The sequence below is a fragment of the Wolbachia endosymbiont of Trichogramma pretiosum genome (genome assembly GCF_001439985.1).
Lineage (GTDB): Bacteria > Pseudomonadota > Alphaproteobacteria > Rickettsiales > Anaplasmataceae > Wolbachia.
The window spans coordinates 183,799-204,543 of sequence record NZ_CM003641.1; the positions used below are offsets into that span (position 1 = coordinate 183,799).

20 protein-coding genes, 1 tRNA gene and 1 pseudogene are annotated in these 20,745 nt (G+C 33.2%); 13 read left to right on the forward strand and 9 right to left on the reverse strand.

Annotated features, from left to right (window positions below):
- Positions 1 to 77: 77 nt before the first annotated feature.
- Positions 78 to 1,508: an Asp-tRNA(Asn)/Glu-tRNA(Gln) amidotransferase subunit GatB gene (gene gatB, locus wTpre_RS00865; protein WP_068651271.1), complete on the reverse strand. Its 1,431-nt coding sequence runs from the start codon at positions 1,506 to 1,508 to the stop codon at positions 78 to 80.
- Between the two features lie 205 nt (positions 1,509 to 1,713).
- The gene (gene pdhA, locus wTpre_RS00870; RefSeq protein ID WP_068651273.1) at positions 1,714 to 2,694 is read right to left on the reverse strand and encodes a pyruvate dehydrogenase (acetyl-transferring) E1 component subunit alpha; all 981 of its coding nucleotides are present in this window, start codon (positions 2,692 to 2,694) and stop codon (positions 1,714 to 1,716) included.
- 64 nt (positions 2,695 to 2,758) lie between these two features.
- Between pdhA and hemJ the strand changes: the two genes are divergently transcribed.
- The 7 genes from hemJ (at position 2,759) to wTpre_RS00905 (ending at position 12,172) form a co-directional block, all read left to right on the forward strand.
- Positions 2,759 to 3,187, forward strand: coding sequence for a protoporphyrinogen oxidase HemJ (gene hemJ / locus wTpre_RS00875; protein WP_068651275.1), 429 nt, complete (start codon positions 2,759 to 2,761; stop codon positions 3,185 to 3,187).
- 154 nt (positions 3,188 to 3,341) lie between these two features.
- On the forward strand, positions 3,342 to 4,853 hold the full coding sequence (locus wTpre_RS00880; protein ID WP_068651277.1) for an HlyD family type I secretion periplasmic adaptor subunit: 1,512 nt from the start codon (positions 3,342 to 3,344) through the stop codon (positions 4,851 to 4,853).
- 557 nt (positions 4,854 to 5,410) lie between these two features.
- Positions 5,411 to 6,175 (forward strand): cytochrome c oxidase subunit II, encoded by a 765-nt coding sequence (coxB, locus tag wTpre_RS00885; protein ID WP_068651279.1) that lies wholly within the window; start codon positions 5,411 to 5,413, stop codon positions 6,173 to 6,175.
- A 15-nt stretch (positions 6,176 to 6,190) separates the two neighbouring features.
- A complete protein-coding gene (gene ctaD / locus wTpre_RS00890; RefSeq protein ID WP_068651281.1) occupies positions 6,191 to 7,741 on the forward strand; it encodes a cytochrome c oxidase subunit I in 1,551 nt (516 codons plus the stop codon).
- A gap of 1 nt (position 7,742) precedes the next feature.
- Positions 7,743 to 8,630: a heme o synthase gene (locus wTpre_RS00895; protein ID WP_068651283.1), complete on the forward strand. Its 888-nt coding sequence runs from the start codon at positions 7,743 to 7,745 to the stop codon at positions 8,628 to 8,630.
- Between the two features lie 175 nt (positions 8,631 to 8,805).
- The gene (rnhA, locus tag wTpre_RS00900; RefSeq protein ID WP_068651285.1) at positions 8,806 to 9,243 is read left to right on the forward strand and encodes a ribonuclease HI; all 438 of its coding nucleotides are present in this window, start codon (positions 8,806 to 8,808) and stop codon (positions 9,241 to 9,243) included.
- Positions 9,236 to 12,172 (forward strand): YhdP family protein, encoded by a 2,937-nt coding sequence (locus tag wTpre_RS00905; protein ID WP_068651287.1) that lies wholly within the window; start codon positions 9,236 to 9,238, stop codon positions 12,170 to 12,172. Before rnhA ends, wTpre_RS00905 begins: the two co-directional genes overlap by 8 nt.
- 30 nt (positions 12,173 to 12,202) lie before the next feature.
- On the opposite strand, the gene wTpre_RS07260 is transcribed toward wTpre_RS00905, so the two are convergent.
- From wTpre_RS07260 to wTpre_RS00935, 6 genes are all read right to left on the reverse strand, one after another.
- A complete protein-coding gene (locus wTpre_RS07260; RefSeq protein WP_083495779.1) occupies positions 12,203 to 12,616 on the reverse strand; it encodes a hypothetical protein in 414 nt (137 codons plus the stop codon).
- Positions 12,585 to 13,979 carry a cysteine--tRNA ligase gene (gene cysS / locus wTpre_RS00915; protein WP_068651289.1) on the reverse strand — a complete coding sequence of 465 codons (1,395 nt, stop codon included), beginning with the start codon at positions 13,977 to 13,979 and terminating at the stop codon, positions 12,585 to 12,587. Before cysS ends, wTpre_RS07260 begins: the two co-directional genes overlap by 32 nt.
- Positions 13,972 to 14,628: an exopolysaccharide biosynthesis protein gene (locus tag wTpre_RS00920; RefSeq protein ID WP_068651290.1), complete on the reverse strand. Its 657-nt coding sequence runs from the start codon at positions 14,626 to 14,628 to the stop codon at positions 13,972 to 13,974. The genes cysS and wTpre_RS00920 overlap by 8 nt, the downstream gene beginning before the upstream one ends.
- A 114-nt stretch (positions 14,629 to 14,742) precedes the next feature.
- Positions 14,743 to 15,396, reverse strand: coding sequence for an exopolysaccharide biosynthesis protein (locus tag wTpre_RS00925; protein WP_068651291.1), 654 nt, complete (start codon positions 15,394 to 15,396; stop codon positions 14,743 to 14,745).
- A 126-nt stretch (positions 15,397 to 15,522) separates the two neighbouring features.
- Positions 15,523 to 15,690 carry a twin-arginine translocase TatA gene (gene tatA / locus wTpre_RS00930; protein ID WP_006013840.1) on the reverse strand — a complete coding sequence of 56 codons (168 nt, stop codon included), beginning with the start codon at positions 15,688 to 15,690 and terminating at the stop codon, positions 15,523 to 15,525.
- Between the two features lie 140 nt (positions 15,691 to 15,830).
- Positions 15,831 to 16,568 carry an ABC transporter ATP-binding protein gene (locus wTpre_RS00935; protein WP_068651293.1) on the reverse strand — a complete coding sequence of 246 codons (738 nt, stop codon included), beginning with the start codon at positions 16,566 to 16,568 and terminating at the stop codon, positions 15,831 to 15,833.
- A 151-nt stretch (positions 16,569 to 16,719) separates the two neighbouring features.
- Between wTpre_RS00935 and wTpre_RS00940 the strand changes: the two genes are divergently transcribed.
- Positions 16,720 to 16,793, forward strand: a tRNA-Arg gene (locus wTpre_RS00940).
- A gap of 550 nt (positions 16,794 to 17,343) precedes the next feature.
- Here the strand turns inward: wTpre_RS00940 and wTpre_RS06190 are convergent.
- Positions 17,344 to 17,520 (reverse strand): hypothetical protein, encoded by a 177-nt coding sequence (locus wTpre_RS06190; protein ID WP_245609479.1) that lies wholly within the window; start codon positions 17,518 to 17,520, stop codon positions 17,344 to 17,346.
- 214 nt (positions 17,521 to 17,734) lie between these two features.
- Here wTpre_RS06190 and glpX point away from each other — a divergent pair, with 214 nt between their 5' ends.
- The 5 genes and pseudogenes from glpX to wTpre_RS07450 all read left to right on the forward strand — a co-directional run.
- Entirely contained in the window at positions 17,735 to 18,658 is a 924-nt protein-coding gene (gene glpX / locus wTpre_RS00950; RefSeq protein ID WP_068652569.1) for a class II fructose-bisphosphatase, read from the forward strand.
- 644 nt (positions 18,659 to 19,302) lie between these two features.
- Entirely contained in the window at positions 19,303 to 19,611 is a 309-nt protein-coding gene (locus wTpre_RS06195) for a hypothetical protein (RefSeq protein WP_245609480.1), read from the forward strand.
- Between the two features lie 253 nt (positions 19,612 to 19,864).
- Positions 19,865 to 20,035, forward strand: a complete 171-nt coding sequence (locus wTpre_RS06200; RefSeq protein ID WP_245609481.1) for a hypothetical protein — start codon at positions 19,865 to 19,867, stop codon at positions 20,033 to 20,035.
- Positions 20,026 to 20,202: a hypothetical protein gene (locus tag wTpre_RS06205; protein WP_245609482.1), complete on the forward strand. Its 177-nt coding sequence runs from the start codon at positions 20,026 to 20,028 to the stop codon at positions 20,200 to 20,202. Before wTpre_RS06200 ends, wTpre_RS06205 begins: the two co-directional genes overlap by 10 nt.
- A 104-nt stretch (positions 20,203 to 20,306) precedes the next feature.
- Positions 20,307 to 20,692 (forward strand): annotated as a pseudogene (locus tag wTpre_RS07450) (transposase); the annotation flags it as partial.
- Positions 20,693 to 20,745 lie beyond the last annotated feature (53 nt).

The window sequence follows — 20,745 nt, forward strand, 5'->3', positions numbered from 1 at the left end:
ATAGACAGCAGAATTTAAATTAGAAGCTATGTAAAGAAATAAGTCAAGCAAATAGCAAAAGATCTGGGACCGTACACCTAGGCACTCAATTTTAATTTTTCACTCAAAACCAAGTTTACGACATCAGGGCTGGCTTTTCCTCTGGTGGATTTCATGACTTCACCAACAAAGAACCCATACAATCTTGTTTTACCACCCTTATATTCTTGAACTTTATCTTGGTTGTCATTGACGATTTTATCTATTACTTTTGAGATTTGAAATGTGTCAGTTATTTGCTTGAGATTCTGCTCTTCTATAATAAGGGATGCAGGCTTTCCAGTTTCAAACATAATATCAAAAACTTGTTTACCAAGTTTAGCAGAGATCGTTCCATCGACGATAAAGTCGAGGAGTTCGGATAAAGCATCTGCTTTAATTGGAGAGCTAACAATATTAATATTTGTTTTATTTAAACGACCGAAAAGCTCGACGGTTAACCAGGTAACTGCAATCTTTGAATCGTGCTTTTTTGCTAATTTTTCAAAATAATCGGCAATTTCTTTATCAGAAGTGATAACGTCTGCATCATATTCATTGATACCTAATTCTTCTATGTATCGAAGTTTTTTTTGATCTGGCAATTCGGGTAAAGATGATTTAATAGAATCAATTTTGTGTTGGCTTATTTCAACAGGTAGCAAATCAGGTTCAAGGAAATATCTATAGTCACTTGAATCTTCTTTGCTTCTCATCACTTTTGTTTTTCCTAAAGTGACATCAAACAATAAGGTATCTTGACTTATTTTTCCTCCGCTTTCCAAAATTTTGATCTGCCTTTGTGCTTCATAATCTATAGCTTGTACAATATAACGTATTGAATTTAAGTTTTTTATTTCACAACGAGTGCCAAATGTGCTACTACCCTTTGGGCGAACAGAAACATTTGCATCACAGCGAAGTGACCCCTTTTCCATATTACCATCACATGAACCGATGTAACGCAAAATCTGCCTCAATTTTTTCATGAATTCTGCAGCTTCTGCAGATGAACGAAGATCTGGCTCCGAAACAATTTCCATTAAAGCAACACCTGCACGATTTAAATCTACGTAAGTTTTGCTTTCTTCATGAATACTCTTTCCTGCATCTTGCTCTAAGTGAATTCTTGCTATTCTTATTTCTTTTTCATTATTTTTGATAAACACTTTACCATTTTTAACTATTGGCTCAAAAAACTGGGTTATTTGGTAACCTTGTGGTAAATCGGGATAAAAATAATTTTTACGATCAAAGTAAGAACATTTATTAATTTCTGCAGAAAGTGCAAGACCGGTACGTATTGCTTGCTCTATGCAGAAATAATTTAATATTGGCAATGTACCTGGCATTGCTGCATCAACTAGAGAAACTTGAGTATTGTGCTCAGTGCCAAATTCCGTTGGTGAATTAGAAAATAGCTTTGTCTTAGAAGAAACCTGAGCGTGTATCTCAAGTCCAATTACTGTCTCCCAGTTTTCTTTTGTCATGTATTTTATTCAATTGATAACTTCATATTCTGCAAACTAGCACAAAAAGTCAAATAAAACTCATTTAACCTATGATCCAAGAGTAGTGTATATCAATAATATAAGAGTTACTACAGTTTCTATTGACTAGGCTGTTATATAATAAAGCTAAGTGCTGCCAAAAAATATCTATAGTAGGCCAAAACACAATTTTGATAGCAACTGATTAGCTAACAAATTTATAAACATCAGTATATAGTTCATCAATGCCTGGCTCTTTACTATTTTTAGCAAAATCTTCTGACTTTTTTACTAAATCTCGTATTTCCTTATCAATAGCTTTGCACTCTTCATCAGAAGCGATTTTATTGTCTGTTATATACTGCTTTAGGGTAATTATAGGATCATGATTTTGCTTCATATCTTCAACTTCTTCTTTTGAGCGATAAGTAGCAGGATCTGACATTGAATGGCCACGATATCGATATGTCTTCATTTCAAGCAAGAGAGGTCCTTTTCCCCCACGTACATGCTCAGCTATTTCACTTGTTAACTCATAGACAGAGAAAAAATCCATTCCATCAACTTGTTTTCCAGGAATACCAAAACTCTCTCCTCTTTTATATAGTTCAGTTACTAAAGTTGATCTGTGTACAGAAGTTCCCATTGCGTATTCGTTATTTTCTATGATATAAACCACAGGTAACTTCCACAAAGATGCCATATTAAATGATTCATATACTTGTCCTTGATTTGCAGCACCGTCACCAAAATATGTGAATACAACGTTATCTTTTTGCTTGTATTTATTAGCAAATGCTATTCCTGTCCCAATTGGGACTTGTGCACCTACTATTCCATGTCCACCAAAGAAATTTTTTTCAACATCAAATATGTGCATTGAGCCACCTTTGCCTTTTGAACACCCTGTTCCTTTGCCGGTTAGTTCTGCCATCACAACATTCGGATCAGAGTTACATGCAAGCATTAATCCATGGTCTCTATAGCTTGTGATAAAAGCATCACCAGATTTTGATGCAGCTTGAGTACCAACTGCAACTGCTTCTTGCCCTATTGATAAGTGACAGAATCCTCCTATTAATCCCATTCCGTATAATTGTCCTGCTTTTTCCTCAAATCTACGTATGAGAAGCATTTTTCTGTAGAATCCAATCACCTGTTCTTTAGTGAAATTTTCTGCTTTCATATTGACTTTCTTTTATTAAATTGAGATCATACCAGAAATTTTAACATTTTATAATACTATCTATATGGACTACTATCACTGGCTTGAAGCTTGTCACGTTATCTCTGTAATTATGTGGGTGGCAGGTATGCTCTATTTGCCAAGGCTTTATGTTTACCATGCATCTGTAAAAACAGGTTCAGAAAATGACAGCTTACTTCAAATAATGGAGAAGAGACTCCTTAGATATATTATAAACCCTGCAATGCTTTTCTCCCTTGGTTTTGGAATTATGCTAATGATTATTAGGGAAGCATATCGCGAAGGGTGGTTTCATGTAAAAGCGCTAGCATTATTCTTAATGTTTGCTATTCATGTCCTACTTGCAAAGTATAGAAAAAATTTTGCAGTGGGCTTGAATAAGAAAACTCACGTTTATTTTCGTGTTTTAAACGAAGCAGTAACAGTGTTAATAATAATTATAGTTATTATGGTTATTGTAAAACCTTTTTGATTTTCTATCCTAATGCTGAACCGTTGAATAGAGTATAAGAATTGTTACTAAATAGTTTATTCTAATGCTCCGTAGTCTAAGTAAAGTACTTAAGGTATAGATTCTTTGTTTTTGTGTGTTATCCTGGTTAACGAGAACTCGCAGTAGTATTATAATGAGTGAGTTAAAGAAGCTTAGTGCTGGACTTTCTTTGACAGGCCTGATTGGTAGTGATGATATAGATATGCAAAGGACGGGAAATAGAAAGAAGAAATATCGATTTTTGGATAAGGCGTTCGCATGGATTGATGCGATGATAAATTTTATTTTTAAACGTGAGAGTAATAACGTAAATGAAGTCCTAAAAGTCACATGGGGACCACTATTTTTTGGTTTAGTGGTGATATTCATCTTTTTTGGAATAGGTGGTATTTGGTCAGCTATAGCTCCAATTGACGGAGCAGTGCATGCAAGTGGAGAAGTTATTGTCTCTTCAAATAGAAAAATAGTGCAACACTTGGGTGGGGGAATAATAAGCAGAATTTTAGTAAAAGAAGGTCAAGTAGTTAAAAAAGATGAGCCTTTAGTTTTATTAAGTGATGTTAACGAAAAGGCAAATTCTAGTATAATTAAAGAAAAACTCTTATCACTTTTGGCAACTGAAGCAAGACTTATTGCAATTAGGGGAGACTCAGATACGCTAGAATTTTCTGATGAAGTTAAAAGATTGTCTAACGATGAACTTGTAAATAAAGTGATAAAGAATCAGGTAAAGTTGTTCAACTCTCAGAGAGAGAGTATATTAGGAAAAACTGGCATACTGCAACAACGTATAAAGCAGTTAAATGCTGAATTAGCAGGGCTAAATTTTCAACTAAATGCAGCCCATAAGCAATATGACTTGATAACTGAGGAGTTAGAAACAAAAAGACAATTACTTGATAGTGGCCATATAAGCAAACCACACATTTTATCTTTAGAAAAACAGTTTGCTGAAATTGAGGGTAGAGTTGGACATTACTCTTCTGCAATATCTCAAGTACAGCAAAAGATTGGAGAAAATGAGTTAGAGATTATAAATGTGAAGAATGATGCTCAAGAAAGAGCAAATGCTGAGCTTAAGGAAGTTAATACATCTATTGCAGATTTAAAGGAGAGGCTGATGGTTGCTGAAGATTCGTTAGCACGTACAATAATTAAATCACCTCAAGATGGTATAGTTACAGATATAAGATACCACACTGAAGGTGGTGTTATACAATCTGGAGTTCCAATCATGAGTATAGTACCATCAGATGATGATCTAATAATAGATGCTAAAGTTCTAACCAGAAACATAGAAGAGATACTGTCAGCAAAAAAGAAAGATAGCAATATAGTTTCTATCGATGGACTAGAAGGGCTGAAAGTTAAAGTAAGGCTAAGCGCTTATAGTGCACGTCGCTTAAGTTTAATTAACGGTATAGTAAACCATATTTCCCCTGATGCTCTTGATGATCCAAGGATGGGGCGTTATTATTCAGTGCGAGTGGTGATACCAAAATCAGAACTTGCTCAGTTTAAAAACGTATACCTATATCCTGGTATGCCAGTAGAAGTATATGTAGTTACTCAATCCCGCACTCTTTTATCATTCTTGTTTACACCTATAATTGCAACATTCGACAGATCTTTCATAGAGAGATAATTTATTTGGCTTTTCTAAAAAAATCTGTTTACAGGGTTTGATGTGCAAAAAAAAATTACACACAAGTAGTATATTATTTTATAATTATTTTCTATAACATGTAAATCTTTGATCTAGGATGCAAATGGTAACGTAAATATTAAAGGTTAATTAGTAAACTCAGCTGTATAATAGAATTAAATGAATTAGTAAGACTTTTACCTTAATGAGTTATAAACAGACAAACTTACCTCAAGTTTAATAGTGTCTGTTACTGCTTTTAGGTGTGAGGCTAGAGGGTTATTAGCAATAACAGACACTATTAAACTTATTATAGAATTCCCTTAGAGTAAATACTTAACTTTAAATATTATAATATTTTAACTTAAAATAGATTCATGTAAATGCTTTTTACTCAAGTTAGTATCGTGTCATTATATTTATTAAATGCTAAAAAAATATTAATCATCATTTACTTTTGATTCAATATTTAGCAAAACACTTGTGTACATTCTATAATCTCTGTTTGCATAGTAAGTTTATATATATTATTATACAATTGTTTTACAGCAAAAAATATGGTGAAGTTATTTGCATTGTTGATGATGTTTTACTCAAACGTATCGGTTGCTTCTGCTCCTACTTCTTGGCAATTTGGATTTCCTACGCCTGCAACTGAGATAATGGAGGTTATAGTTAAGTCGCATTCGTTTGTGATGAGTGTAATGATTGCGATTATGCTTTTTGTATGGGCCCTGATTGCTTATGTAGTATTTCGCTTTCGTAAGAGCAAAGTGAAAAGTGTTAATAAAATAACTCATAATATCTTTGTAGAAATTATCTGGTTTGTTATACCAACGATTGTTGTTGGGGTATTGGCTTTTAAAAATGCTGAATTAATTAAACTACAGGAGAAAGTGCCAAAAGCTGACATAACACTAAAAGTTATTGGTCATCAATGGTATTGGAGTTACCAGTACCCAGAATATCAAGGTATTTCATTTGACAGCTATATAAAAGGAAAAGAAGACTTTACTGAAAGAGATTTAAAACTATTCTCTGTCGACAATAACGTTATTTTACCTATCAATACTAATATTCGTTTACAAGTGACAGCAGGAGATGTAATACATAGCTGGGGAATACCGGCTTTTGGTATAAAAATTGATGCAATACCAGGTAGGCTGAATGAAGCATGGTTTAACGTTACCAAGCCCGGTATTTATTATGGGCAATGTTATGAACTATGTGGTCAAGGTCATGGATTTATGCCAATTGTTGTTGAAGCAGTGAGTAAAGAAGATTTTAATAAGTGGATTGAAGGTAAAAAATTAGCAAGTTAAGTTTGGAGTATAGATATGAGTGATGTACCAAAAGGTATAAGACGTTGGCTGTTTTCTACTAATCACAAAGATATAGGGACACTATACATTATTTTTTCCATATTAGCTGGAATTATTGGTGGATTACTATCGGTAATTATTCGTACTCAGCTAATGCACATTAATATATTTAACAATAATTACCAGCTATATAACGTAATGATTACAGGGCATGCGGTAATCATGGTGTTTTTTATGATAATGCCAGCCTTAATGGGAGGATTTGGTAATTGGTTCGTACCTCTCATGATTGGTTCACCAGATATGGCATTTCCTCGTATGAATAATTTGAGTTTTTGGTTGTTAGTTTCATCTTTTATTTTGCTTGTCCTCTCGGTATTTGCTGGAGAAGGTCCTGGAACAGGATGGACTTTATACCCACCTTTGTCGCAAATTATGTCCCACCCAAGTGCAGGAGTTGATCTTGCTATACTTGCACTTCATATTGCTGGTATGTCATCAATTGTTGGAGCAATCAACTTTATAGTTACCATATTCAATATGCGTGCAAAAGGTATGCCACTCACTAAGATACCACTATTTGTCTGGTCTATTTTACTCACATCATTCATGTTAATTGTTGCCTTGCCGGTACTTGCTGGTGCTATAACTATGCTGCTCACTGATCGTAATATAGGTACCTCCTTTTTTGATCCTGCTGGTGGTGGTGATCCTGTGTTATTTCAACATCTGTTTTGGTTTTTTGGTCATCCAGAAGTTTACATAATTATTTTTCCTGCATTTGGTATCATTAGTCAGATTGTGTCAACTTTTTCTCATAGGCCAGTATTTGGTTATATGGGAATGGTTTATGCTATGATAGGAATAGCAACGTTTGGCTTTATGGTTTGGGCTCACCATATGTTTACTGTTGGGCTTGGCGAGGATGCTACTATATTTTTTAGCACTAGCACAATTTTCATTGGTGTTATAACTGGTGTAAAAGTCTTTAGTTGGATTGCAACTATGTGGGGTGGAGCGATTGAATTGAAGACACCAATGCTATTTGCATTAGGTTTTATTTTCATGTTTGTTGGAGGTGGTATAACAGGGATAATTCTTTCTCACGGTGGAATAGATAAGCTTTTGCACGATACCTATTATGTCGTTGCTCACTTTCACTATGTCATGTCGCTTGCTGCATTATTTGGAGCTTTTGCCGGTTTTTATTATTGGATAGGCAAAATGTCAGGTAAGCAATATAACGAGTGTTTAGGAAAGATACACTTTTGGCTCACTTTTATTAGCACCAATGTCACTTTCTTACCCCAGCATTTCCTGGGATTAGCAGGTATGCCAAGGCGTATACCTGATTATCCCGACGCGTTTATCCCTTGGAATTATATATCCTCAATTGGTTCATATATGTCCTTTGTTTCAGTTACGTTCTTTGTATTTATAGTTATACATCTCTTTAAGTGGGGCAAAAAGACTGGAGATAATCCTTGGGGGGGTGATACCTTAGAGTGGACTGTATCTTCACCACCACCTTTTCATACTTTCGAAAAGCCACCAGTGGTAAAATAAAGTGTATATAAGTGCTTTGTTAAACGTTGAATCGACAATATTGGACTTTTGGCATTTGCTGAAGCCAAGGATAATGTACCTTGTAGTGTTTACTGCAATTGCTGGAATGGTTGCTGCACCGGGTAGCATTCATCCTTTCCTTTCACTAATATCTCTTATGTGCATTGCTCTTGGTTCAGGATCTGCAGGTGCAATAAATATGTGGTATGACAGAGATATAGACTTGCTTATGGAGAGAACAAAAAACCGCCCTATACCTTCAGGTAGAGTTTCTGCAGAAAGCGCGCTTGAATTTGGCATAACTCTTGGAATATTGTCAGTATTTATCATGGCAATAGCAGTCAACTATGTTTCTGCTGCTTTGCTTGCAATTAGCATATTATTTTATGTTTTTGTGTATACAATTTGGCTCAAAAGGCGTACTCCGCAGAATATTATTATTGGTGGTGCAGCAGGTGCTTTTCCTCCAATGATTGGCTGGGCGGTTGTAACTGACTCTGTAAGCTGGGGAAGTTGTGTTCTATTTTTAATAATTTTTATGTGGACTCCACCACATTTTTGGGCTCTATCCTTAAATAGATCTGAAGATTATAAAAAAGCATCGATTCCAATGTTCAATATCGTTTATGGTCCAGAAAAAACGAGGAAATATATATTAATCTATAGCGTGTTACTCGTATTAACTAGCTTACTTCCAGTATTTTTTTTGAAAAAGGCTCTATTTTACCTCAGTATGGCAATTATTGAAGGGGGTGTTTTTATTTGGTTTGCTGCATCCGTTATAAGGCTTAAGAGTCATAACTCGCAGAAAAAAATGTTTTCTTATTCGATTTCTTATCTATTTTCTCTTTTTGCCAGCGTTATTTACTGCTCTATTGATTTGTTTTAACCATGAAAGAACATAAAAACTATCTTTTACTTTCTCTTCTAATAATGCTCGTTGTAGCACTTTTTTTTATTTCCATAATAAAATTTAAAGGTGCAGCTTAAATTGCCTCTATATCTATGAAAATAGTGATTTTATAGAAGCAACGATATACTGTATTAATTCATTACAGTTAAAGATGAAGAAAAAGGAAGTGACAATATATACAGATGGAGCATGCTCTGGTAACCCAGGGATAGGAGGGTGGGCAGCAATCATATTATTTCAAAATCATAGAAAGAACATCTGTGGTAGAGAAGAAAATACTACAAATAATAAAATGGAGTTAACAGCAGTGATCAATGGACTTAAGGTATTAAAATTCCCTTGTAATATCAGCTTGTATACGGATAGCCTCTATGTTAAATATGGTATAACAGAATGGATAAATAAGTGGAAAATGAACGGTTGGAAGACAAGTAATAAGAAGTCAGTAAAAAATATAGAATTATGGAAAGAATTAGACGATGTTGCTTTGCAACATGAGATTAACTGGAAGTGGGTGAAAGCACATAATGGTGATAAATACAATGAAGAAGCCGACAGCTTAGCAAGAAAAGCAATAATCGATGCTTAAAAAAATAGCTCTATCATTTTCTATAATTTTATTATTTATATTCTGCTTCTTTATCCCTTTTAAATGGGAAGGTCCTTTAGAAATCAATATTAGTTATATTAATTTTTATATAAAGAAAAAAATATTAAAGATATTTACCAATTCGGATGTCAGCATGGAGAGTACCTCGTTTATCTGGCAGAAAGATGGCAAGCTAGTCATTACAGATTTAAAAATAACAAATCCTGACTTTACTATAGAAGTTCCTGAGCTTTTTGTACACTTTAAGTTAAGTTCCAAAAAGTTCTCTCAGGTTTTAGCTAGTAATGTACAAATATATATCAAGAAGGAAGAGACCAGAGGAATAACAACATCTGTAATCACAGATAAGATGAGTAGTACAAAAAATCTGCTGAAGACAATAAGAAAAATTTTTTTCTACTTAAATGAAGACTCAAGGATTAAAATTACTAACATTGCTATCAATAAAAATATGGAAGGTGAATTCTTCATTGATAAAGTATATGTAGGAAAGGAGGAAAATTTTAATGTTTTGGATGTTCGTGTTCATACAAAAGATAAAAAGGGGATTCTAGATGATTTATCTATTGTGATAAAAAATCGCAATAATTTGTTAAATTTGTATGGAACATTTTATAACCTAAAGTTGGGGCTATTTAACGAGTTTTCCACACTAGTTAAAAGTTACAATTTGGACAAAGAAATAGGGTTCAAAGGGAACTTCTCAATGAAAATTGATGGAAATGATGAAGTTATGGATGGAAACATATACGTGTTAAATACAGAGAGTCACTCAGGTAAAAACTTAGCCTTGACTAATGTAAATGTGAATTTGACATATAGTGATAAAATCATTAGCGTAAAAAACTTTCATTTTAAGTTAAATGATACTTACCTTTCTTTGATTGGCAAAATGAACTTTGGCACAAATCATGCTTTGCTTAGAGTTAATATTAGTAAACTTGTTGCAAAAGATTTATGTACTTATGTACCAGATAGTCTAGTGAACAATAAATTTAGAAAGTGGTATTGTAATAATATTGATGGGAATATTATAAATACAATTATAAGTTTTAACGGTAAAATCGATAGTTTGATAAATGATGATCTGTCAGATATTGCAATTGTTGCTGATATAGAAAATGGCAGCGTTCAATTTGATGAGGATTTTGAACGAGTAGAGAACTTGAAAGGTGAGTTAACTCTCAAGGATAACAATCTCAAAATTATTGTAAATAGAGCTAAGTTTCAGAATTTTACTATCAACAGTGGTCATATTGAAATGAACTCTCTAAATAAAGAAGATTCTGTTCTTACCATTAATGGTCAGGCTGTAAGTGATGCTTATGGGTTATATGAGCCTATAAAATTTAAGCTGGATGATGTGGTAAAATTTGAAAGAGATAAAGTAGGTGGAATAGCAAATTCTATATTCAATTTTCGTATTTTCAATCTAAATGGTGATAGTAAAAAAGTGGACTTCTCAGCAAATTTCTATTCTGAAATTGATAATTTGGTCGTATATAATGAAAGTCTTGGTAAGTATAATATTAAGCTTGATTTCGGCAGAGATTTTATTGATTTAAATGGCAGTGGTATGGTAAATAATACACAGCTGCTATTTGACCTCAAAAGTAGCAATAAAAATGAAAATTTTGCCTGGAGTTTGACTGGAGATTTACCTGCTCAAATATTTAATTTCGGTGATGGTTATATCAATACAAATATAGAGTCAGTAATTTATCAAGACAAAACAGGGTATGTTAATGGTAATATAGATTTATCAGAGCTCGAGTTGCGTTCAAGCTACTTAGGTTGGAAAAACTATTTTGAAGATCACAATGAAGTTTTATTTTCTACAAGGCTAAAAGGAGCAGGTAAGTTACTAATAGATAAACTAGATGTTGTGGGAAATGATCTAGACATAAAATTTAGCGGAAGAGTAGAGAATGGAAATCTATATTTAAATTCTAGCAACTTTAAATTATCTGATACTAATTTTAGTATAGAAATTGAATCAGGTAAGGAGAAAAATGCCATAATTATTAACGGTGAGAAAATCAACTTAAGTGATGTGTTAGGTTTACTTGGCAAAGATAGTAATCGATTAAATAACAAAATAGAAATTACTATGAATGTTGATAATATAATTATGAAAGAAGGAATTATCATAAAAGATGCTAAGCTAAATGTAACTTGTGTTAAAGGTGATTGTAGTGGAAGTCAATTCACAGGACATTTTTTAGAAGATAACAGTAATATTCTAGTAGAACATAGTAAAATAGGGCTTGAAATATACGCGGATAATTCAGGTATGCTTTTGCGTTCTTTAGGTATTGGTAAATCAGTTAAAAATGGCAAATTATCCCTTTATCTCTCTTCTAAGAGAGAAAATGGAGAACATTATGGTATGTTATCTATCAGCAACTTCTATATCAAAGATGCTTCACTGCTTACCACTTTATTATCAATGTCTTCACTGCCTGGTATTGTAAATGCTATAAAGAACGAAGGTGTACACTTTTATAAGTGTAATGCACCTTTTTCATATAAAGATGGCACTGTTGAAATTGAAGAATCTTGGCTTGAAGGAGCGGAATTAGGCATTAGCACTAGTGGTACGCTCGATATTAAGGGTTATAAATTCCAGGTTGAAGGACAAGTAATACCGGCATACTCAATTAACAAATCTTTGTTGAAAATCCCTATAATCGGAAAACTTCTGACTGGTGGGAAGAGTAGGGGGATTATTTCAATAGACTACAAAGCAAATGGTGATGATAAAAATAACAACGTATCTGTTAATCCTATCTCTTCGCTAACCCCAAGCTTACTTAAGAGGTTATTAGGAGTATTTGATCGTATTATGACAAAAACTAATAAAAGCATTTTAAAAGGTAATTTGAAGAAGAAATTTAGCTCAATATGACCAGAAGAAAAGTTGTTTATTGATGTTTAGTTAGATGATAAACGTTAGATACAACAAACAGAGGAAGTTAGATAAAATAATTAAGGGAATAAGAATATAAAGGTTTAACTTGAAGTAACCGGATAAAATCTGAGTCACACTTCCAAGTGGTGGTACCCACGAAAGCAATGCAACTGCACAAATCAGTAGGTGCCTTACAATTTTTGGTGTTTTGTCTTCATTCTCTAATTTGTGATGTGATCTTCTGATAAAAATTGTTATTCTACCTAAATACCAGTTAGCTATTCCACCAAGACTGGATCCTAATACTCCAAAAAGTAATATAAGTAGTTGATCGTAGTTTGACCTAAAGCATAACATAGTGTAAAGTACAAAACCTTGATGTATGGGTAAGATAAGCGACGATACTAGGCTATCTATAAACAATAGGAGATAATTTTCCATACCAAGTTGTTGTACCATCTTCATTGTCAGAAATTGTAACCCCTATTTGCTTCAATTGATCTCTTATTTTGTCTGCAGTATCATAATCTTTATTTTGTTTTGCTACTTTTCTTAAGTCTATCAACCTTTCTATTTCTTGATGACTCACACCACTTGTAAACCACTCTTGATAACTTGACTCAAGAAGACCAATGAACCTTGCGCTTTTAACAAACTTCTTAGTTAATTTGAGCCTCTCACATTCATTACTTGTCTTATTGATTTCTGTAACCATTTCATGCAATGTGGCTACAGCTTCAGGAATGTTTAAATCGTTTTTCAAAGCCTCTATGAAATCTTTAGAGACTTCTGCATCACTTTCCTTAATACATGTACTACGTAATAACCGATAAAACTTGTTTAAAGTTTCTTGCGACTCAGAGATAACATTTTCTGTCCAATCAAGTGGTTTTCTATAGTGAGTTTTGAGCAGTGCATAACGTATTACTTCACCTCTGACTCCACTATCTAGCAAATCCCTTACTTTGACTATATTAAATAATGATTTGCTCATTTTCTCTTTATTTACCGTAAGAAAACCGTTGTGTATCCAATATTTTGCAAACGTTGACTCAGCAAATGCAGATTTACTCTGCGCAATTTCATTCTCATGATGAGGAAATTGCAAGTCTATACCGCCACCGTGAATATCAAAATCTTTTCCAAGATAAGAATATGACATTGCTGAACATTCTATATGCCACCCCGGTCTTCCTTCTCCCCATGGACTATTCCAGTGACTTGAAAGTTTATAGTCAGTTTCGTTTGCAGGTTTCCAAAGTACGAAGTCTCCTGGGTGTTTTTTATTTTCACCCACTTCAATTCTACTACCATGATCCAACTCATCAATTTTTTTTCCTGATAAAACACCGTACTCAGGGTAAGATTCTACACTAAAATATACATGTTTATTTGCTTCATAAGCATGCCCAGACTGCAGCAAAGATTCAATTAACTCAACAATTTGGTCTATATTTTCTGTTGCTTTTGGTTCATGTGTTGGTTCTATGCAATTTATGCTTCTCATATCTTCATGAAAAGTTTTAGTGTAATATTTGCTGATGCTTTCTATATTACTATTTTTCTCATTTGCTGCATTGATTATCTTGTCATCGATGTCGGTTATATTACGCACATAAGTAACTTTTCCATAACAAAATTTAAGCAGTCGAAACAATACATCGTAAACTACAATAGAACGTGCATTACCTATATGTGCTGTATCATATACTGTTGGCCCACAAACGTACATTTTTATATGATCTTTATCAATCGGTGTAAATTGCTCTTTTTTTTTTGTTAAAGTGCTGTAAAGCTTAACCATATACAAAGCTTTTTAGAAAAGAAAATGCTCCAAATATAAGCTGTGGTCCTTTAACTATGACGACAAGAGTAAGTAATAAACCACACAACGATACTAATACTCCCATTATAGAGAGAAATCCATCTTTGCTCATGATACCCAGCGAAATGAGAGTTGTACCAATTGCAGGAATGAAGTTAGTTAAAGGAAGTGGGATTGCGATCGATAATGCACAAAGCAACATCATAAAAGCTAGAATCTTTTCACCAGGACCACGAAAAATGAAAGACATTCTTGGTTTCATGAACTTTTCTATTTTTTTTAATGTAGGTGAAGTTTTCTCTACCACGAGAGCTAGTGTTGAACGTTGAAAAGATTTCCTTTCTAGCCAATTAGGCATCCAAGGAGAATCAAACCCAAATAGAAGCTGCAGTGAAAATAAGATTAAAGGTATAGAAAGAATGGTTGTATAGCCAGGTGGAACAGGTATAGGTACTGATAGCGGTAAAGAGAAGATGATTATCAAAATACCAAAACCACGCTCATGTAAAGCTGTTTTAATATCAAATAATGTTACTTTATCAGTATCGTTATTATTAGTATCTGCAACCTCTTTTAGAATATCAGAGGCCAATTTTTTATCTTTAGTCAATCTCTTACTTTTTTCCACAGTTACCCTTTAATAACAATACAAATTCTAACTAACATAGTTATTGCTATATTTCAATATCGATTATTCATTTCATACTGTACTTCATTCTTTTATTAAAGTTTTTTAAAGCTTTTAATTTACAAGGCTTTTAAGAAGAGAAAGTGTTCCGGCTATAAGTTTTGTTCCTTTAACTATTACAATAAGGGTAACCAATAACGCACAGAATGAAAATAACAATCCCAGCGTAGATAAAAATCCATCTTTACCCATAATGCCGAGTGAAATAAGAGTTATACCAATTGCAGGAATGAAGTTAGTTAAAGGAAGTGGGATTGCGATCGATAATGCACAAAGCAACATCATAAAAGCTAGAATCTTTTCACCAGGACCACGAAAAATGAAAGACATTCTTGGTTTCATGAACTTTTCTATTTTTTTTAATGTAGGTGAAGTTTTCTCTACCACGAGAGCTAGTGTTGAACGTTGAAAAGATTTCCTTTCTAGCCAATTAGGCATCCAAGGAGAATCAAACCCAAATAGAAGCTGCAGTGAAAATAAGATTAAAGGTATAGAAAGAATGGTTGTATAGCCAGGTGGAACAGGTATAGGTACTGATAGCGGTAAAGAGAAGATGATTATCAAAATACCAAAACCACGCTCATGTAAAGCTGTTTTAATATCAAATAATGTTACTTTATCAGTATCGTTATTATTAGTATCTGCAACCTCTTTTAGAATATCAGAGGCCAATTTTTTATCTTTAGTCAATCTCTCACCTTCTTCCACGATCAACCTTTAATAACATTGTAACTAACATAATTATTACTGTACTTCAATCATACCTCTTCAATTCTTTAGCCTTGTTTAAACAAGTGACACGCACTTTAGTGCGTGTCACGAAACATAAGGAAGCTAACGATCTGGTTCATTAGATGATAGTTTCTCTGAATCCTTAAGTTCTTGTTTAAGGTTTTTAATGCCTTTTCCTAAATCACCCATAACTTGTGGTAACCTACCTGCACCAAACAGAACTAAGATTATTATTAAAACTAGAAATAGCTGCCATGGACCTAAACTCATTTGTACCTCCATTGAAAATATTAACTTTTAGGTATTAAAACTTGACTGAAGCCAAGTGATACGTAAATTATATCACTTTTATTGAATTATAAATCAATAGTTTTTAATTATCTTATAATAGTTTTAGCCTAACATTAAGTTTAGTTTAGCTGTAGAGTAAAAGGAAGCTCACTAAAAAATTTTGCTAATGTATCATCTTTAGGTCTGTGGTATATGTAGCTAGGAACTCCTGATTGAATAATTTTACCATTTTTCATCACGTAAATAAAATCTGCAACTTTCAACGCTTCTTGCGGATCATGAGTTACCATGAGTACAGGAATATTTTTGCTTCTAAAAAGTGACAATATATGGTGCCTTATTCGATATTTGAGCAGTATATCTAAATTAGAAAATGGTTCATCGAGCAAAACAACATCAGGATTTTGCGCCATTACTCTTGCTATTGCAACTAATTGTTGCTGTCCTCCTGATAAAGCATGAGGGTACATGTTTTCATATTTTTCTATATTAAATAGCTTTAAGATTTCCAATGCAGTAAGGTATTTTTCTTTCTTAGAAGTACTGTAAGTAGCAAAAGTTACATTTTGTATTACTGTTTTATGAGGAAATAATGCAGAATGCTGAAAAATTAATCCGATATTTCTACGCTCTATAGCAATTGACACTTTGTTACTTGCAACCAATTTATCATTTATAACAATGGTTCCAGATTTTGGATTTTCTATTCCTGCGATTAATTTTAGAATTGTTGACTTGCCACAGCCAGAATGACCTAGTAAACAGACAACACTTCCTTTCTTCACTTTAATGCTGATGTTGCTTAAAGAAAAGCCATCTTGGTTGCTATAAAAGTAACTAATATTGTTAACTAGCATTAATCTTTCAATTGGAATCTTATTGTTAAATATAACAGTATTACATTCAAGAAATACAGAAATATTTTTTATTATTGTGAATTAATTGTACAGAGTTCCTAGAAAAATGCGAGACTTTTTGCTATAATTTTGCATAAATAGCAGAAGACATGGGACTATAGCTCAGTAGGATAGAGCGTTGGATTCCTAATCCGAAGGCCGTGCGTTCGAATCGCACTAGTCCCACTTAATTCTAGTAAAGTGGTTTGAAAAGTGATTCTAGGAGCTAGATTGCATGGTTTCTCAAACTTTAATTTACAGGTTCAACCTTATTTTCTCTAATTTCGCTGTAACTTGGAAGTGTAAAATTTTTTACATGTAATCCAGTTACTATTACAACCAAAATAGCTAGGACACTGCAAACTCATGCACCAGCTAAAGATGGAACCATCACAGCAGCAACAAACAATCCTGCAATAATAACCACAACAACATCACTCCTTAATAAGGAGTAAAAACTCTCCTTACTTTTTTTGTATTTAGTTTCTTTTTCATGTGGTGGAGAAATTGAGCCTCTACAAAGCCGTTAGCTTTCTTATCATTATTTGGTGTGACAGTTGGGCTAGTCCTTGTTGATACAGGTGCTTCATTTTTGTTACTATTACCATTAGTACTAACTGGAGGCGCTGTTGCTACAGATCTATTACCAACGTTCCATTACTGCTGCAAGGTTTTGCTCTATCTTCTTCTACATTAGGTGTATTTTACTCTTCTTTTTCTTTGTTTTCATCAGCATTTACTTGTTCTTGCTCAGGAAGCTTGAATCCATTGTAAGGAAAGATTCCCTAACACGTAGGTAGTCATTTTCATATACAAATTTTAAAATTAAATCTCCTAATGAATTGTTCCCTTCGCATTTACTTTGCAAATCAATGTCTTTAAATTTAGCCTTTCTTCTTAACCTATTTTGCAAGCTTTCAAGGGTGACTTTATTGCTGTATCTATTATCATTAATTAAAAATTTATCTGCATCTAGCTATAACTCTCTGATGTCCTCCTTACTGTACAGTATAATTAAACCTACTACTACTATGTTTTATTATATCAATTCCATCAAAATTAGTAAAGGAATCTTGCAGTATCAAATGGCATGATATATATATTGATTTATGATTCTCGAGCAAACAATAGAAGATTTAGCCTATAAGTTAGTGAAAGCAACCGAAGCTGCAGCACTTGCTGCATATAAATTGGCAGGACTTGGTAATGAAAAAAAGGCCGATCAGGTTGCAGTTGATGCAATGCGTACGGTGCTAAACTCAATGGAAATAAATGGTACAATTGTAATTGGGGAAGGGGAGAGGGACGAAGCACCTATGCTATATATCGGAGAAAAAGTTGGCACAGGAAGTGGCCCTGAGATTGACATCGCTGTTGATCCACTTGAGGGCACTACGATTTGTTCTCATTATAAACAAGGGGCAATGTCTGTTCTTGCTGCAACAAAAAAAGGTAATTTTTTACATGCACCTGATGTTTACATGGAAAAGATAGCAGTGGGAAAAAATCTCCCAGAGGGTGTAGTCTCACTAAAAAATAGGATTGAGAAGAATCTGGAGAATTTAGCCAAGGCAAAAGGATGTAAAGCAAGTGATCTTATAGTAACTGTACTTAAACGTGAAAGACATGATGAATTAATAGCAAAAATTAGGAAGCTAGGAGCAAAAGTGAAATTAATAGATGATGGTGATGTTGCAGCCATAGTTTCGTTAATAAATGGCAACCACGATATGTATATCGGCACAGGAGGAGCTCCAGAGGGAGTGCTTGCAGCAGCAGCGCTAAGCTCAATCGGTGGGCAGATAGAAGGAAGATTAATATTTGACACGGATCAATTAAAAGAAAGAGCAAAAAATTTGAATATCACTGACCCAGAAAAAATCTACACCGTGAAAGACATGGCAAGAAGTGAATCAGTGTTCATTGCAACTGGAGTAACAAATGGAGAGTTTGTGGATGGAGTAAAGTTTGGCCAAGATATTTGTCTGACTAATTCAGTAATAATATTACCTGGTAAAATAATAAAAATACAAATAAAATCAATATCTTAAACATTTTTCATATGCTGATTATAAAATTTTTATAGAAGGAAGATACTTATAACTGTCTTAAAAAATTAATTTACATATTAATTTTATATTTACAACATTTGGCATTAAATTATAGTTAAATAGTAATACTAAGAAGTGCTTAATGTTTGGTTCACTAACTAATTTTTTACTAACACGTCTAAAAAGAAAAGTTCTCAATCTGAAGAAAATAATTATTCTTTCTCTAACAGCACAGAAAGTTTATTAGTTCAATCTACTAAAAAAATCCTCAACTTGATGATCAAAGTAGAACTGACGCGTCTCCTCAAGCAAATCTTCATTTAATGAGGATGATGTAAAAACGTGCTCCAAGACTTCAAAAATTGGATTTTAAGAACAGTAATGAGTACTTTAACGAAATAGCAGAAGATTATGAAAGGAGAAAAAAAAGTGACCTTTTTAACTACGTAATATTAAATAAGCGAAAATACATAATAGATATATTAGATCAGAGGCTTGCCCACAAAAATTAAGAAAATTTTAGGAAGAAATTTAGTGAATATCTTCTTAAAATAAATGAGAAAATGAATTATGGGAAAGAATTTTAAAATAAACTTCAATTTTTTGAAGATAGGGTAGAAGAAGTATTATCATATTTTAGAAAATTGAATTTTGGCCTTAAGGATAATTTGTGTGAAGATGATAAGGATAACGTAAATTATAATAAAGGCTGGCCTGCAGATCCATTTGACAAAATAACGAATTATTATCGATGGAATAAAAACATTTCCCTTTTCAGTTATGTGGTATTAAGTAAGCAAAAAGAAATAATAAGTATATTGAATGAAAAGTTTATTCCTGAAGACAAGCGAAAGAATTTTAAAAAGAGGTTGGGTAGATATCTTCTTCGAGTCGAAGAAGGGATAAGTAACGTACAGGAATTTCTCAAAACTGATAGTGCATGCCTTTTTTGATGGATGTTATGTGCCATGCGCATATGCAAAACGTTCTATTAATCATTATGATCATCTTAGTATTAATATTTTTAATCCTGGGTATAGCTTAGAAATCAGCCATCTTTTCACTGACAAAATTGAATGGATGGAAAGAAATGAAAGTTAGGTAAAGATAGTAGAGATATACAGTAACGATAAAAGAATAGCAACGGTTGAGAAGAATGATAATGGAAAAAGAAATTACTGCTTTGCAAAAGATGCAACATGCGATATGAAAATTAGGTGGAGTGCAGAAGATAAGAAAGGTAATTATGTTAACTACTTTATTAGTTTAAATGTAAATCTTAGTGAAATTGAGATTGATCAGGCAACTATTAATGGTAAAGATGTTGAACTAGACGAAATTTTGAAATTAGCTGAGCAAAGCGAAATGTGCTTATAGAAGGTAAAGCTTTACATGAATTTTTAGTAGGATATCTGGAGCAAGATGTACAATCACATGAAGAGATAATAAAGAGATGTGATAAAACTCCTGGAACTAAACTTGATAATCTGGAGATAGGGCAGTTCTCTTTCTCTCCTTTATCTGAAGAAGGCTGGCTTTGTTGAATAGCTAGTGTTGGTAGAGGTTATTGTAAGAAGAAAAGCTTTTCAATATATGACTACTAACGAATTTAGTTGTAGAATAGGCATTTTCCAAACAAGTATAACTTATGCCGCAAAAAATGAGAGTAAGTAACCAAAGAGAATATAACGAATTTCTCAAAAAAAAGAGGAAATATTTTTCATTTTGTTAATCAAGCTATAGAAAATTGGTATGAAAATAGTCCAAAAGTTGCAGGTGGCAATATCACTTATAGTGATGAGGTTGTAATTTTAATACACATAATAGTTCATCTTTTTAGAATTGGCTTGAGACAAGCTGTAGGTTCTGTAAAAGGTTATATGGTACAAATAGGCAAAAAAACTTAAGATTATCAGCTATACACAAGCGTCCAGAAGCTTTAAAAAGCTTAATTTGAAGATTGATGACCATAGAGCCAATAAGGATGATTTTGAAAATATTAAAATTGCCGTAGATAGCACTAGAGTTGGTATCTAAAATAATAACGGTGGCATAGTAGGCTTAATACTCGAAAAAGAAAATACAGT